15 protein-coding genes are annotated in these 14,484 nt (G+C 75.6%); 10 read left to right on the top strand and 5 right to left on the bottom strand.

What is annotated here, in order from left to right; all coding sequences use genetic code 11:
• Nucleotides 1-75 precede the first annotated feature (75 nt).
• The gene (mdo, locus tag BLQ97_RS04775) at nucleotides 76-1,368 is read right to left on the bottom strand and encodes an NDMA-dependent methanol dehydrogenase (protein WP_091363589.1); all 1,293 of its coding nucleotides are present in this window, start codon (nucleotides 1,366-1,368) and stop codon (nucleotides 76-78) included.
• A gap of 193 nt (nucleotides 1,369-1,561) precedes the next feature.
• Between mdo and BLQ97_RS04770 the strand changes: the two genes are divergently transcribed.
• Nucleotides 1,562-2,776 (top strand): cysteine desulfurase-like protein, encoded by a 1,215-nt coding sequence (locus tag BLQ97_RS04770; RefSeq protein WP_091363587.1) that lies wholly within the window; start codon nucleotides 1,562-1,564, stop codon nucleotides 2,774-2,776.
• 31 nt (nucleotides 2,777-2,807) lie between these two features.
• Here BLQ97_RS04770 and mftR read toward each other — a convergent pair whose 3' ends face one another.
• Nucleotides 2,808-3,458 carry a mycofactocin system transcriptional regulator gene (gene mftR / locus BLQ97_RS04765; protein ID WP_245691807.1) on the bottom strand — a complete coding sequence of 217 codons (651 nt, stop codon included), beginning with the start codon at nucleotides 3,456-3,458 and terminating at the stop codon, nucleotides 2,808-2,810.
• A gap of 147 nt (nucleotides 3,459-3,605) precedes the next feature.
• Between mftR and mftA the strand changes: the two genes are divergently transcribed.
• The 4 genes from mftA (at nucleotide 3,606) to BLQ97_RS04745 (ending at nucleotide 6,429) form a co-directional block, all read left to right on the top strand.
• Nucleotides 3,606-3,728 carry a mycofactocin precursor MftA gene (mftA, locus tag BLQ97_RS04760; RefSeq protein ID WP_091363586.1) on the top strand — a complete coding sequence of 41 codons (123 nt, stop codon included), beginning with the start codon at nucleotides 3,606-3,608 and terminating at the stop codon, nucleotides 3,726-3,728.
• Nucleotides 3,729-3,739: 11 nt separating this feature from the next.
• Nucleotides 3,740-4,036, top strand: a complete 297-nt coding sequence (gene mftB, locus BLQ97_RS04755; RefSeq protein WP_217637036.1) for a mycofactocin biosynthesis chaperone MftB — start codon at nucleotides 3,740-3,742, stop codon at nucleotides 4,034-4,036.
• Nucleotides 4,033-5,247 carry a mycofactocin radical SAM maturase gene (gene mftC / locus BLQ97_RS04750; protein WP_091363582.1) on the top strand — a complete coding sequence of 405 codons (1,215 nt, stop codon included), beginning with the start codon at nucleotides 4,033-4,035 and terminating at the stop codon, nucleotides 5,245-5,247. Before mftB ends, mftC begins: the two co-directional genes overlap by 4 nt.
• A 345-nt stretch (nucleotides 5,248-5,592) precedes the next feature.
• Nucleotides 5,593-6,429, top strand: a complete 837-nt coding sequence (locus tag BLQ97_RS04745; protein ID WP_091363579.1) for a mycofactocin-coupled SDR family oxidoreductase — start codon at nucleotides 5,593-5,595, stop codon at nucleotides 6,427-6,429.
• A gap of 54 nt (nucleotides 6,430-6,483) precedes the next feature.
• Here BLQ97_RS04745 and BLQ97_RS04740 read toward each other — a convergent pair whose 3' ends face one another.
• Entirely contained in the window at nucleotides 6,484-6,966 is a 483-nt protein-coding gene (locus tag BLQ97_RS04740; protein ID WP_091363576.1) for a pyridoxamine 5'-phosphate oxidase family protein, read from the bottom strand.
• Nucleotides 6,967-7,046: 80 nt separating this feature from the next.
• Here BLQ97_RS04740 and BLQ97_RS04735 point away from each other — a divergent pair, with 80 nt between their 5' ends.
• Nucleotides 7,047-8,309 carry a multidrug effflux MFS transporter gene (locus BLQ97_RS04735; protein ID WP_245691805.1) on the top strand — a complete coding sequence of 421 codons (1,263 nt, stop codon included), beginning with the start codon at nucleotides 7,047-7,049 and terminating at the stop codon, nucleotides 8,307-8,309.
• 8 nt (nucleotides 8,310-8,317) lie between these two features.
• Nucleotides 8,318-9,001: a mycofactocin biosynthesis peptidyl-dipeptidase MftE gene (mftE, locus tag BLQ97_RS04730; RefSeq protein ID WP_091363572.1), complete on the top strand. Its 684-nt coding sequence runs from the start codon at nucleotides 8,318-8,320 to the stop codon at nucleotides 8,999-9,001.
• Between the two features lie 3 nt (nucleotides 9,002-9,004).
• Here mftE and BLQ97_RS04725 read toward each other — a convergent pair whose 3' ends face one another.
• Nucleotides 9,005-9,757, bottom strand: coding sequence for a DUF427 domain-containing protein (locus BLQ97_RS04725; protein ID WP_091363569.1), 753 nt, complete (start codon nucleotides 9,755-9,757; stop codon nucleotides 9,005-9,007).
• Between the two features lie 54 nt (nucleotides 9,758-9,811).
• Here BLQ97_RS04725 and BLQ97_RS04720 point away from each other — a divergent pair, with 54 nt between their 5' ends.
• Nucleotides 9,812-11,323, top strand: coding sequence for a purine-cytosine permease family protein (locus tag BLQ97_RS04720; RefSeq protein WP_245691803.1), 1,512 nt, complete (start codon nucleotides 9,812-9,814; stop codon nucleotides 11,321-11,323).
• A 6-nt stretch (nucleotides 11,324-11,329) separates the two neighbouring features.
• Here BLQ97_RS04720 and BLQ97_RS04715 read toward each other — a convergent pair whose 3' ends face one another.
• Nucleotides 11,330-12,340, bottom strand: coding sequence for an iron-siderophore ABC transporter substrate-binding protein (locus tag BLQ97_RS04715; protein WP_091363565.1), 1,011 nt, complete (start codon nucleotides 12,338-12,340; stop codon nucleotides 11,330-11,332).
• An 82-nt stretch (nucleotides 12,341-12,422) separates the two neighbouring features.
• Here BLQ97_RS04715 and BLQ97_RS04710 point away from each other — a divergent pair, with 82 nt between their 5' ends.
• Together BLQ97_RS04710 and mftF are read left to right on the top strand one after the other, a co-directional pair.
• Nucleotides 12,423-12,962 (top strand): cysteine hydrolase family protein, encoded by a 540-nt coding sequence (locus tag BLQ97_RS04710; RefSeq protein WP_091363564.1) that lies wholly within the window; start codon nucleotides 12,423-12,425, stop codon nucleotides 12,960-12,962.
• Complete coding sequence (gene mftF, locus BLQ97_RS04705; RefSeq protein ID WP_091363562.1) at nucleotides 12,959-14,434, top strand: mycofactocin biosynthesis glycosyltransferase MftF; 1,476 nt, start codon at nucleotides 12,959-12,961, stop codon at nucleotides 14,432-14,434. Before BLQ97_RS04710 ends, mftF begins: the two co-directional genes overlap by 4 nt.
• Nucleotides 14,435-14,484 lie beyond the last annotated feature (50 nt).

Genomic DNA, 14,484 nt, shown 5'->3' with positions numbered 1-14,484 from the left:
AACGAGGCTCCTCGGGCGGGGAGGTGCGGGGGAGGGGCGGGATGGCACGGCCACCCCGCCCCTCCGGTGGGTCGGTCAGGACAGGAGGTCGTCGAGGTCGCCGTTCATGCAGTGCTCGACCACCGGCCGGACGGTCTCGAAGGTGCACTCCTTGGCGTTGCCCGGGGTGCAGGCGTCGCCGAGCACGTGGTGGGTGATCCGGTCGACGTCGGTGTCGTCGCCCTTGATGACGGTGGCCTGCTCGTAGAACGTCGTCGGCCCCTGGCCCAGCCGGTTCTTGGAGTAGCTGTCCTGGGTGACGTCGGTGAACTTCTCCGGGATGCCCACGTCGCGCAGCAGCCGGATCGCGGCGGCCAGGGCGGCGTCGGCGGCCTGCGGGGCGGTCATGCCGTGGGTGTCCACGCCCATGGCCTCGGCGATGTCGGCGAAGCGCTGGTACTGCGTGGGCATGTTGAACGCCCAGACGCGGGGCAGCGCGACCGCGTTGTTCAGCCCGTGGTGGGTGTCGTAGAAGGCGCTCACCGCGTGGCTGATCGAGTGGATGATCCCCAGGCCGCCGGAGTTGAAGGCCTGCGCGGCGATGTACTGGGCGTACATCATCCCCTGCCGGCCGCCGAGGTCCTGGCCGTTCCACACCGCCTGGCGCAGGTGCTGGTTGGTCAGCTTGATCGCGTAGAGCGCGTTGCCCAGCGACGGCGGGAAGTCCAGCCGGGACACGTAGGGCTCGCTGGCGTGCGCGAGGACGTCGAAGCCGCACTGCGCGGTGTAGTCGATCGGGCAGTCGAAGTAGAGGACCGGGTCGTCGATCGCCAGCGTGGCCAGGCAGTGGTCGTCGAAGGCGACGTACTTGTGCGGGTTGTCCGGGTCGGTCGTGGTGTCGGTGATGACGTAGGCCCAGGAGGTCTCCGAGCCGGTGCCGGCCGTCGTCGAGACGGCGATGTGCGGCGGGTTCTTCGGGTTCTCCGACTGGTTGAAGCCCTCGAACTCGTTGACGCTGCGGCCGTCGTGGGCGACCGAGATGCGCGCGCCCTTGCAGGCGTCGTGGCTGGAGCCGCCGCCGATGGAGACGAAGCTGTCGCACTGGTTCTCCTGGTACAGCGCGACGGCGTCCATGACGTTGTAGTCCTTGGGGTTGGACTCCACCTTGTCGTAGACGACGACCTCGAGCCCGTGGTAGCGCATCGACTCGGCGATCTTCTCGACGATGTTCGACCCGCGCAGGCCCGACGTCATGATCAGCGTCTTCTTGAAGCCCAGCTTGAGCGCCTCGGGACCGATGATCTCGTGCGCGCCGGGGCCCATGAGGGCCCGCGGGAACGGGTGGAACTCCTTGATGGGGAAGGGCTTGAGGAGTTCTTCGACCTGCATGGGAGGGGTCCTTCCGTCTGCCAGCGGTGCCGTCGGCGCGGACGGTACGAGCGCCGTTCCCCCCACCGGCAGGCCTCGGCGGGAGGAACCGGCCGTCCGGAGGAGCAGGTCGGACCGTCCGGTCAGGTGCCCCTGCCCGACCGGCCAGGGCCCTCGGCCCCTGGTCCGGGAGGGGGCCGGGCATGCTGCGGGGGTGACCACAGCCACGACCTACGACGTCGCCGCCGTCCGGGCGGACTTCCCCGCGCTGCGGGCCGGTGCCGCGCACTTCGACGGGCCGGGCGGCTCCCAGGTCCCGCGCCAGGTCGCGCACGCCGTGGCGGCCACGCTCGGCTCGCCGATCGCCAACCGCGGCTCGGTGACCGAGGCGGAGCGCACCGCCGACGCCGTCGTGGTGGCCGCCCGGGCCGCGGTGGCCGACCTGGTCGGCGGCGACCCCGGCGGCGTCGTCTTCGGCCGGTCGATGACCCAGCTGACCTACGACCTGTCCCGCGCGCTGGCCGCCGGGTGGGGCCCCGGCGACGAGGTGGTGGTGACCCGCCTCGACCACGACGCCAACGTCCGGCCGTGGGTGCAGGCCGCCGCCGCGCGCGGGGCCACCGTCCGCTGGGCCGACCTCGACCCGGCCACCGGCGAGCTGACGCCCGAGGCCGTCGCCGCGGTGCTCACCGACCGCACCCGGCTGGTGGCCGTCACCGGCGCGTCCAACCTGATCGGCACCCGGCCCGACGTCCCGGCGCTCACCGCGCTGGCGCACGAGGCGGGCGCGCTGGCCTACGTCGACGGCGTGCACCTGACCGCGCACGCGGCGGTGGACGTCGCCGCGCTCGGCGCCGACCTCTACGCCTGCTCGCCCTACAAGTTCCTCGGGCCCCACCTGGGCTGCGTCGTCGCGGCGCCGGCGCTGCTGGAGACGCTGCACCCGGACAAGCTGCTGCCCTCGACCGACGCCGTCCCCGAGCGCTTCGAGCTGGGCACGCTGCCCTACGAGCTGCTCGCCGGCACGACGGCGGCGGTCGACTACCTGGCCGCGCTCGGCGGGACCGACGGCGACCGGCGCTCCCGGCTGGTCGCGGGCCTGGCCGCCGTCGAGGCGCACGAGGACCGGCTGCGCCGGCGCGTCGAGGACGCCGTCGGGGAGCTGCCCGGCGTCACGCTGTGGTCGCGCGCCCGGCACCGCACGCCGACCCTGCTGCTCACCTGGGCCGACCGGCCGGCCGCCGAGGTGTCCCGCGCGCTGGCCGCCCGCGGCGTGAACGCCCCGGCGGGCAGCTTCTACGCGATCGAGGCCTCCCGGCGGCTCGGGCTCGGCGACACCGGCGGGCTGCGCGTGGGGATGGCGCCCTACACCGACGACTCCGACGTCGACCGGCTGCTCGAGGGCCTGCGCGCGGTACCGGAGGGGTGACCCACCCGGGGGCGTCCGCGAGCGGGTGGCGTCAGGCCCGGGCGCGCAGCTGCGGGAACCCGCCGGCGAGCTGGTCGAACGCGGCGCGCAGCGTGTCGGCGAGGGAGGCCGACCCGTCGGCGAGCCACACCTCGAACGCGGTGGTGGCCGCCGCGCGGGTCGCCGTGGCCACCATCCGCGGCAGCAGCGCCGCCGGGTCCTGGCCGCAGCGGCGGGCCACGTAGTCGGCCACCACCCGGTCGATGTCGGCGTAGCGCACCTGCGAGTGCGCCAGCAGCGCCGGCTCGGTGAGGATCAGCCGCATCCGCTGGCGCAGCAGCGGCAGGTCGGCGTCGGCGTAGTCGTTGACCTCGACGTAGGCGCCGAAGACGGCGGGCAGCACCGGCACGTCGTCGCCGGCCGCCCCGAGCAGCCGCGCCAGCCGGTCGACGTGCCCGGCGAAGTCGCCCCAGACGGCGTCGGCCTTGCCGCCGACGTGCCGGAAGAAGGTGCGCCGGCTGGTGTGCGCGGCCGCCGCGATCTCCTCGATCGTCACCTGCTCGAAGCCCGCCGCGGTGAACAGCTCCAGCGCCGCCTGCTCGATGCGGGCGCGGGTCGCCGCCCGGACGCCGCCGACGGCGCGCGGGGTGGCCGGGCCGGGCCGGGGGACGACGGCGACGGCTCGGCGCAGCGGCGTGCTCACGTCCCCATCCTGTCCCACCCGGTCGGGGAGGGGTGCCCCGACCGACCGGACGGGGGACCGTGACCGGGGACACGGGCGCGCTTGCCGGTGGCACCCGGTGTCTCTAACGTCCTCGCCATCCCCGTCCCCCGGAACCCGGAGGTCCGCATGCCCGAGACGACCCAGACCGAGACGCAGGCCGAGACCCCGATCGCCGCGACCGAGGAGGTGCTGGTCGAGGAGTCCCTCGTCGAGGAGGTCTCCATCGACGGCATGTGCGGCGTCTACTGACGGTCGCCGCGGTGACCTCCGCTCCGGCCGCCGCCGTGTTCGACCCGGCGCTGCCCTGGCGGCGCGCCCGGTCGGTCGCGCTGCGGCCGGAGCCCTTCGGGGCGCTCGTCTACCACTTCGGCAACCGGAAGCTGTCGTTCCTCAAGTCGAAGACGCTGGTCACCGTCGTGGAGACGCTGGCCGACCACCCGAGCGCCGACGCGACCCTCGTCGCGTGCGGCGTCCCCGAGGCCCAGCGGCCCGCCTACCTCCGCGCGCTCGCCGACCTCGCCCGCTCGAACATGATCGAACCCCGGGAGTCCCTGTGACCGCCGTCGTCCCCCAGCGTCCGACCGGCGGCCGGCTGGTCGACCAGTTCGAGTACGGCCTCGACGCCCCGATCTGCCTGACCTGGGAGCTCACCTACGCCTGCAACCTGGCGTGCGTGCACTGCCTGTCCTCCTCGGGACGGCGGGACCCGCGGGAGCTCTCCACCGCGGAGGCCGAGGGCGTCATCGACGAGCTGCAGCGCATGCAGGTCTTCTACGTCAACGTCGGCGGCGGCGAGCCCACGGTGCGGCCGGACTTCTGGCACCTGCTCGACTACGCCATCGGCCACGACGTCGGCGTGAAGTTCTCCACCAACGGCGTCAAGCTGGACCGGGCGCGGGCACGGCAGCTCGCGGCCACCGACTACGTCGACGTGCAGATCTCCCTCGACGGCGCCACCGCCGAGGTCAACGACCGGGTCCGCGGCACCGGCTCGTTCGCGACCGCGACGCAGGCGCTGGAGAACCTCGCCGAGGCGGGGATGAAGGACTTCAAGGTCTCCGTCGTCGTGACGCGGGAGAACGTCTCCCAGCTCGACGAGTTCCGGGCGCTGACCGACCGCTACGGCGCGCAGCTGCGGATCACCCGGCTGCGCCCGTCGGGCCGCGGCGCCGACGTGTGGGACCAGCTGCACCCCACCCAGGCCCAGCAGCGCGAGCTCTACGCCTGGCTGCTGGCCAACGGCGACCGGGTGCTCACCGGCGACTCGTTCTTCCACCTGTCGGCCTACGGCGAGGCGCTGCCGGGCCTCAACCTCTGCGGCGCCGGGCGGGTGGTCTGCCTCATCGACCCGGTCGGCGACGTCTACGCCTGCCCGTTCGCCATCCACGAGCAGTTCCTCGCCGGCAACGTGCGCGGCGAGGGCGGCTTCCAGCGGGTCTGGCAGCAGTCGGACCTCTTCCAGGAGCTGCGCAGCCCGCAGACCGGCGGCGCGTGCACGAAGTGCGCGCACTTCGACGCCTGCCGCGGCGGCTGCATGGCGGCCAAGTTCTTCACCGGCCTGCCGCTGGACGGTCCCGACCCCGAGTGCGTGCAGGGGTACGGCGAGTCCGCCCTGGCCGCGCGCGACCTCGACCTGGTCACGCCGCGCAGCCACCTCGACCACTCGCACACCGGCCCCGTCCGCGGCCAGCCCACGCTGCTGGGCATGCCGTCGATCCCGGCCAAGACCTGCGACGAGTCGCCGCTGGCGGGCCTCCGGCTCGGCTGAGGCGCCTCAGCGGGTCGGGGCCACCACCGCACCCGACCCCTCGGGCAGCAGGCCGGGCGCGAGGTCGGCCAGCGTCATGGTCAGCAACAGGGCGACGACGACGGCGAGGGTGAGCACGGGACACCTCCGGGGTGGCTGGACCCCCTCCCCGGGCGCCCCGCGGTCGCGGAGCGCCCGGACGGGGGCGCCCCCGAGGGTCGTCGCCGTCCCTGACCGGCAGCGGGACGGCGGCTGGCAGTCCGCTGGGATGTCCGGCCACCCCGGCCATTGCTCCCTGCGCACCATCCGCATAGTTTGGAGGTGACGACACGTCGTCCCACGTCAGCGCAGACCAGGGGAGTCCGGATGGGCAAGCTCGACGGCAAGGTCGCTCTCATCACCGGCGCGGCGCGCGGCCAGGGCCGCAGCCACGCCCTTCGGCTGGCGCAGGAGGGCGCCGACGTCATCGCCGTCGACCGGTGTGCCGACGTCCCGACCGTGGGCTACCCGATGGCCACCGAGGACGACCTGGCCGAGACCGCCCGCCAGGTCGAGGCGCTCGACCGGCGGATCGTCACCCGGGTCGCCGACGTCCGCGACACCGCCGCCCTGCGCGCGGCCGTCGACGAGGGGGTGGCCGAGCTCGGCCGCCTGGACATCGTGCTGGCCAACGCCGGCATCGCCAGCTTCGCGCCGGTGGAGGACCTCACCGACGAGATGTGGGACGAGATGATCGACATCAACCTCACCGGCGTCTTCAAGACGGTGCGGGCGGCCGTCCCGCACATCCGCGCGCACGGCCAGGGCGGCGCGATCGTGCTCACCAGCTCCACCGCCGGCATCAAGGGCCTGGGCAACCTCGCGCACTACGTCGCGGCCAAGCACGGCGTCGTCGGGCTGGTGAAGACCTTCGCCAACGAGTTCGCGCCGGACATGATCCGGGTCAACTCCGTGCACCCGACGGCGGTCAGCACCGACATGATCCACAACCGCAAGACCTACGGGAACTTCGTCCCGGACAAGCCCGAGGACGAGGTCACCCAGGACGACGTCGCCCCGCTGTTCCAGGGGCTCAACGCCATGCCGGTGCCGTGGGTCGAGGCGGGCGACATCAGCAACGCGGTCCTGTGGCTGGTCAGCGACGACGCCCGCTTCGTCACCGGCGTCCAGCTGCCGGTCGACGCCGGGTCGGTGGTCAAGTAGCGGACGGCGGGTGCGGCGGCCGGCGGCCGCCGCACCCGGGCGTCGGCCCCGCGGTCAGTCGAGGTGGACCTTCTCGTGGTCGCCGGTGTCGGGCTGCTGGCCGGTCACCTTGGCCTTGGCGAAGCTCAGCGCGGTGGCCAGCCGGTTGCCCGGGCTGTCCCAGTACTCCGCCGAGTCGCCGTCGACCTTGACCAGGACCACCGACGGGTCCTCCGGGCCCTGCGGCAGCCACGCCTCGACGCCGGCGTTCCACAGCTCCTTCTTCTTCGCGACGTCGTCGACGACGAGGGCGTGCCCGGTCAGCGAGATCCACTCCCCGCCCGACCCGATGCCCACGTTGACCTGCGGCGAGGCGGCGATGTGGGTCAGCCAGGGCGCGGACCGCTCGGCGAAGAACCACAGGTCGCCGTCGAACTCGACCTCCTGCAGCGACATCGGCCGGCTGGTGAGCTTGCCCTCGGGCGTGGTGGTGGTGAGGAAGCCGAACTTCTGGCCCTGGATGAGCTCGGCGACCCTGCGCGTCGATTCCGTCGTCATGCAGGTGCCCTTCCCCGCCTGAGGCGGATGACACGGTCGGTCCCGGAATGCCCGGGCAGCCGGTTGCCTTGCGCAACGTCGTGACCACCACCCAGGACCGGCCGGCCGTCGCGCCCGCCCGCACCGACCGGCCGGGGACGGCGCGCACCGCACTCACCCTCGGCGCGTTCGTGGCGCTCGGCCCGCTCACCGTCGACATGTACCTGCCCGCCCTGCCCACGATCGCCGACGACCTGCAGACCAGCTCGGCGACGGTGCAGCTCACCCTCACCGGCACCCTGGTCGGCCTGGCGCTCGGCCAGCTCGTGCTCGGCCCGCTGTCGGACGCGCTGGGCCGCAAGGGGCCGCTGCTGGCCGGCACCGCGCTGCACGTCGTCGCCTCGCTGCTGGTGCTCGTCGCCCCGTCGATCACCGTCCTCGGCCTGCTGCGCTTCCTGCAGGGCGTGGGGACGGCGGCCGGCGCGGTCATCGCCCTCGCGGTGGTGCGCGACCTGTTCTCCGGCCGTGCCGCGGCGACCATGCTGTCGCGGCTGTTCCTCGTGCTCGGCGCCGCCCCGGTGCTGGCGCCCACGGTCGGCGGGGAGGTCCTGCGGATCACCTCCTGGCGCGGGGTGTTCCTGCTGCTCGCGGTGTACGGGCTGCTGCTGCTCGCCGTCGGGGCACTGGCCGTCCGCGAGACCCTGCCGCCGGAGCGGCGGCGCAGCGCCGGGCCGGCCGGTACCCTGCGCGGCTACCGGGCGCTGCTGCGCGACCGCACCTACGTCGGCCTCGTGCTGGTCGCGGGCCTGACCATGGCCGGGCTGTTCAGCTACGTGTCGGGCTCCTCGTTCGTCTTCCAGGACCAGTTCGGCCTCGACGAGCAGCAGTTCGGCCTGCTCTTCGGCGCCGGCGCCGTCTGGCTGATCGCCGCCACCCAGCTCAACCCGGTCGTGCTGCGCCGGTTCTCCCCGGCCCAGGTGCTGGTGGCCGGCACGATCGGCGGCGCGCTGGCCGGCGCGGTGCTGCTCGGCCTCGCCGCCACCGGCACCGGTGGCCTGTGGGCGGTGGCGCTCCCGCTGTGGGCGGTGCTGTTCAGCTCCGGCCTGGCACTGCCCAACGCCCCCGCGCTGGCGCTGTCCCGGCACGGCGAGGCGGCCGGCACCGCCGCGGCGCTGCTCGGCGCGGTCCAGTTCGGCGTCGGCGCGGTCGTCGCGCCGCTGGTCGGCCTGCTCGGCAACGACGCGGTCGCCATGGGCACGGTCGTGGTCGGCGCGCTGGTCACCGCGATCGCCGTCCTGGTCGTCGTCGTCCGGCCGTGGGAGCTGCCCGACGACGTGGCCGACGACGTGCCCGCCGCCGCCTAGGCCCACCGGTGCCCGACCTGGCCGGTGCCGTCTGGCCGGAGCTGCCCGACCGCCCGCTGCTGGTCGTCCCGCTGGGCTCGGTCGAGCAGCACGGCCACCACCTGCCGCTGGCCACCGACACCACCGTCGCCGAGGCGGTGGTCCGGCGAGCGGGGCTGGACGCCGTCGTCGCACCGGCCGTCCCCTACGGCGCGAGCGGCGAGCACGAGGGGTTCCCCGGCACGGTCTCCCTCGGCACCGCGGCGCTGACCACCCTGCTCGTCGAGTACGGCCGCTCGGCCTGCCGCTGGGCGGGTCGGCTGCTCGTCGTCAACGGCCACGGCGGCAACCTCGACGCGCTGCGCTCCGCCGTCCCGCTGCTGCGCGCCGAGGGCCGCGACGCCGCCTGGTTCCCCTGCGGCGTCGCCGGCGGTGACGCGCACGCCGGGCGCACCGAGACGTCGCTGCTGTTGCACGTGGAACCAGGTGTGGTGCGGACCGACCGGTCCGTCGCGGGGGAGACCGCGCCGATCGCCGAGCTGCTGCCCCGGCTGCGCGCCGAGGGCGTGCGCGGGGTCAGCCCGACCGGCGTGCTCGGCGACCCGGCCGGCGCCTCGGCGGAGGAGGGCGCGCGCCTGCTCACGGGCATCGCCGCCCGGCTGACGGCGGCCGTCGGGCGCTGGGACGTCGGCGCGGACGGGCGGCTGCGCTGAGAGTCAGCGCATGTGCGTGCGCGGCCGCTCCTGGCGGACGCCGTCGACGACGACGTCCACCTCCTCGTCGTAGAAGGCGACCAGGCCGGCGATCGGGGTCAGCTCGCGGGTCGGGAAGTCGTAGGACCACGCGACGTCGTCGACCCCCAGCAATGACCAGTAGCCGCTGGTCCGGCCCTTGTACGGGCACTGGGTGACCGTGGTGCTGGGTGCGAGGTGCTCCCAGCGGACGTCGGTGCGCGGCAGGTAGGAGCGGGTGGGCAGCCCGGTCTCGAAGACCAGCACCGGCGACGCCGACTCCGCCAGCACCACGCCGTCGCGCTCGACCCGCACCCGCCGCGACGAACGGATCGCGTCGACGCGGGAGTAGGGGTTGCGCGGGTGGACGAAGACCTCCTCGTCCTCCTCGAACCAGGCGTCGAGGGCGGCCCAGTCCAGGCGGACGTGGCCGGCCAGCTCGGGCACCCGGTCGCCGGTGTGCACCAGCGCCGCGCCGGGCCGCTCCCGGCCGCCGGCGCGCAGCCCGTGGCGCGCCGCGGTGCCGACCGGCGTCTCCGCCGTCTCCCCCTCGTCGGCGAGCACGCCGGGTGCCACGTCGTCGACCGGGACGACGTACTGCGGGTAGGGCGGCCACTCCCACACGTACCGCGCGCGGAGGGTGTCGAGGACGACGACGCCGCCCAGCACCGCCCGCACGCGCCGCGGCACGGGCTCGACGTGGCCGGTGGGGACCAGGGCGCGCGGGTGGTCGGGCACAGTGCCTCCTGCAGCAGGATGACGGCCACCGCCGTCGGAGCAGAGGAGTCCACCGTGGCCCACCAGCCGGTCGCCGACCAGGTCCCCGCGAACGCGGCACCGGCCGGCCGGGTCGCCGTCGAGACCAACGGCATCAACGTCATCGCCGAGGAGGAGCGCCGGGGTGCCCCGCGGCAGCTGTTCTGGCCGTGGTTCGGCGCGAACGTGAGCGTGCTGGGCCTGGCCTACGGCTCCTTCCTGCTGGGCTTCGGCATCTCGGCCGGCCAGGCCCTGGTGGCCGGCGTCGTCGGCATCGTCGTCTCGTTCCTGCTCTGCGGGCTGGTGGCGATCGCCGGCAAGCGCGGCTCGGCGCCCACCCTGGTGCTCAGCCGCGCCGCCTTCGGCGTGCACGGCAACCGGGTCCCCGCCGTGTTGTCGTGGGTGCTCACCGTGGGCTGGGAGACGGTGCTCGTCAGCCTCGCCACCCTGGCCACGGCCACGGTGTTCGGCCAGCTCGGCTGGAGCGGCGGGACGGCGACGCAGGTGGTGGCGCTGCTCGTCGTCGCGGGCCTCGTGGTCGCCGGCGGCGTCCTCGGCTTCGACGCGATCATGCGCATGCAGCGGTGGATCACCGTGGTCAGCGGCGTGCTCACCGTCGTCTACGTGGTGCTCGTCGCCGGGGAGGTCGACTGGTCGGCGGTCACCGCCACCCCGGGCGGGACGACGGCGGCCGTGGTCGGCGCGCTGGTGCTGGCGATGACCGGCTACGGCTTCGGCTGGGTCAACGCCGCGGCCGACTACTCGCGCTACCTGCCGCGCACCGCCTCCACCGGCGGCGTCGTCGGGTGGACGACGGCCGGCGGCGCACTCGCCCCGGTCGTGCTGCTGGGCACCGGGCTGCTGCTGGCCGCCTCGGACCCGGAGCTGTCGGCCGCGATCGGCGCCGACCCGATCGGTGCGCTGGGCTCGATCCTGCCGACCTGGTTCCTCGTGCCCTTCGTCGTCGTCGCGGTGCTCGGCCTGGTCGGCGGGGCGCTGCTGGACATCTACTCGTCGGGCCTGTCGCTGCTGGCCGCCGGCGTCCGGGTGCCCCGCCCGGTCGCGGCCGGCATCGACGGCACGCTCATGGTGCTCGGCGCGGTGTGGGTCGTCTTCCTCGCCACCGGGGGCTTCTTCGTGCAGTTCCAGGGCTTCCTCATCACCCTGGGCGTCCCGGTCGCGGCCTGGTGCGGCGTCTTCCTGGGCGATCTCGCGCTGCGCCGCCGCGACTACGCCGAGGCCGACCTCTACGACCCCCGCGGTCGCTACGGCGCCGTCCCGGCGGTGCCGCTGCTGCTCCTGGCGCTGGGCACCGTGCTCGGCTGGGGGCTGGTCACCAACGGCCTGGCCGGCTGGCTGGACTGGCAGGGCTACCTGCTCGGCCCGCTGGGCCTGGGCGGCCGGGAGGGCGCGTGGGCCTTCGCCAACCTCGGCGTGCTGGCCGCCTTCGCCGTCGGGCTGCTGGGCGCCCTCGCGCTGCGGCGGCCGGCGGTGCGGGCGCAGGAGGCCGCCCCGGCGGTGCCGGGACGGCCTCCGGTGGTGCGCTGAGGGCGCTCAGTCCGCGAGGGTCTGCGCCAGCAGCGGGACGGCGTTGTCGAGGGCGTACCCCGTACCGAGCACCGAGCCGCTGGAGAAGGCGTTGACCAGCGTCTCGTCGTCGAGCACGAGGGCGTTGCCGGCCTGCACCGAGCCCAGCGTCTGCCACAGCGGGTTGCCGGTGACCTGCGCCGGGTCGACGAAGATCGGGAAGACGACGGTCAGCGGCGCGTCGAGCAGCGCCACCTGCTCGTCGGAGACCGGGACGAAGAAGCTCTCGCCCGCGAGCTCCTGGACCGCCGGCTTGTTCGTGAAGCCCAGCGCCTCCAGGAAGTCCACCCGGGTGTCGCCGCGCACGTAGGCGCCGAAGCCCTCGGAGGTGTAGGCGCCGACGGCGACCTCGGTGCCGGCGAAGGCCGGGTTCGCCGCGGCGGCGTCGGCGAAGCGCTGCTCGAGGCCGGCGCGCAGCTGCTCGGCCTCGTCGGTGCGGCCCAGCGCCTCGCCCACGAGCTCCAGCTGCTGCTGCCACGTCGTCCGGTACTGCTCGGCGCCCTCGGGGATGCCCACGGTCGGGGCGATCTGCTGCAGCTGCTCGTAGCGCTCCCGGGTGCCGTCGGAGCGGGTGTCGAGGATGAGGTCGGGTTCGAGCGCGGCGACGGCCTCCAGGCTGGGCTCGAGCGTCTCGATGACCTCGGGTGCCTCGTCGTAGCGGCCCTCGGCCCACGGGCCCACGCCCTCGCCGCCGAAGCCGAGCCAGTCGCTGGCGCCCACCGGCTGCACCCCGAGCGCCAGGGCGGTCTCGGCGTCCGACCAGCCGAGCGCCACCACGCGCAGCGGCTCCTCGGGGATCTCCACCTCGCCGAAGGCGGTGCTCACGGTGACCGGGAACGTCCCGTCCCCGCCCCCGGCCGAGGACGCCGACGCGTCCCCGGACGCGTCGCCACCGGAGCCGCACGCGGCCAGCGCCCCGGCGGTGGTCAGGGCGGCCACGCCCAGGGCGGCGCGCCGGGTGAGGGGGTGGAACGGCATGGCGGTTCTCCTCGCGTCGGGTCCAGGTGAGGTTAGCCTGACCTTCCTCTCCGGCCTGGGGGCGCCCGGTTAGCCTCCGCCCGTGAGCACTCCCCCCGGCTGGCTGGTGGTCGTGGACCTGCAGCACGTCTTCGGCGACCCCGACTCCCCCTGGACGGCGCCCCGCTTCGAGGAGGTCCGCCCACGGGTCCGCGACCTGGTGGCCGCCTTCGACGGGCGGGTGGTGTTCACCCGCTTCGTCGCGCCGGCCGAGCCCGAGGGCGCCTGGGTGGACTACTACGCGCAGTACCCGTTCGCGCTGCAGCCGCCCGACGCGCCGCTGTACCGGCTGGTCGAGGACCCCGGCGGCGCCCCCGTGCTCGACGCACCGACGTTCGGCAAGTGGGGCCCGGAGCTGGCCGGGGTCGTCGCCGGCGGCCCGCTCACCGTCGCCGGGGTGGCCACCGACTGCTGCGTGGTGTCCACCGTGCTGCCGGCCGCCGACGCCGGCGTCCCGGTGCGGGTGGTCACCGACGCCTGCGCGGGCTCCAGCGACGACGACCACCGCCGGGCGCTGCACCTCATGGGCCTCTACGCGCCGCTGGTCGAGCTGACGACGACCGCCGAGGTCCTCGCCGGGTGACCGGGGTCCCGCCGCCCCCGGACGCCCGGCTGCCCGACGGGTACGCCGTCCGGCTGGCACCCGGCACGCGGCGGCGGGAGGACGGCGCGGTGCTGCTCGGCGGCTCGCCGCTGCGGCTGCTGCGCCTCAGCGCGCGCGCCCGCGCCCTGCTCGCCGGCGACCGGCTCCCCGTCACCGACGCGGTCACCGCCGCGCTCGCCGCCCGGCTGCTCGACGCGGGGGTGGCCGTCCCCGAGCCCGCCGGCCCGGCGCCCGGCCCCGCCGACGTCACCGTCGTCGTCCCGGTGCGCGACCGGGCCGGCGGCGTCGCGCGGCTGCTGGCCGCGCTGCGCGCCGACCCGGACACCGCCGGCGTGCGGGTGCTCGTGGTCGACGACGGCTCGGCCGACCCCGGCGCGCTCGCCGCCGCGGCCGCCGGGGCCGAGGTGCTCCGCCACGAGCGGTCGCGCGGGCCCGCGGCGGCGCGCAACACCGGCCTGCGCGCCGCGACGACGGACCTGGTGGCCTTCCTCGACTCCGACTGCGTGCCCGGACCCGGGTGGCTGGCCGCGCTGCTGCCGCAGATGGCCGACCCGCGGCTGGCGCTGGTCGCGCCGCGCGTGACCGCCCTGCCGTCGACCGCACCGGGCTGGGTGACGCCCTACGAGACGGCGGTCAGCGCCCTGGACATGGGGCCCGTGCCGGGGCCGGTCGCGCCGCTGAGCGGCCTGTCCTACGTGCCGAGCGCCGCCCTGCTGGCCCGCCGTGCCGCGCTGGGGGAGGGGTTCGACGCCGGCATGCGGGTGGCCGAGGACGTCGACCTGGTCTGGCGGCTGGCCGCCGCGGGCTGGCGGGTGCGCTACGAGCCGGCCGCCCGGGTGGCCCACGACCACCCGAGCACGACCGGGGCCTGGCTGCGCCGCCGCGCCGTCTACGGCACCGGCGCGGCGCCCCTGGCCGCCCGGCACGGCAGCCTGGTCGCGCCCGTGGTGGTCTCCCCGTGGACGGCGGCCGCGCTGGTGCCCGCGGTGGCCGGCGGGCGACCCGGGCGGGTGCTGGCCGCGGGCGCCCTGGCCGCCTCCACCGTCCGGCTGGCCCGCCGGCTCGCCGGTCCCGGCCGCCCGGCGCCGTACGGGCTGGCCGCGGCCCTGGTCGTGCGCGGCGGCGCGGCCGGCGCCCGCACGCTGGCCCGCGCCGTCACCCGGCACCACTGGCCGCTGGCGGCCGCCGCGGCGCTGGCCTCCCGCCGGGCCCGCCGCCGGCTGGCCGTGCTGGCCGCCGCCGACGCCGTCCTCGCGTGGCTGCCGCACCGCGACCGGGTGGGCCTGCTGCGCTTCGCCGCCGCCCGCCGGCTGGAGGACCTCGCCTACGGCGCCGGGCTGTGGGCCGGGGCGCTGCGGGCCCGTGACGCCCGGGCCCTGCTGCCCGCCGCGCCACCCGACATCGCCCCGCCGCGACGACGGGGGACCCGGGCCGGGCGGCGTCCCACCTGACCGGAGCGCGTCCCACCCGACCGTGGGACGTCGGGTGGGACGCGCGACGA

The organism is Geodermatophilus telluris, assembly GCF_900102745.1.
GTDB classification, from domain to species: Bacteria; Actinomycetota; Actinomycetes; order Mycobacteriales; family Geodermatophilaceae; genus Geodermatophilus; species Geodermatophilus telluris.
The sequence above is the reverse complement of the archived record's forward strand: the minus strand, read 5'-3'. Positions and strand labels throughout refer to the sequence as shown.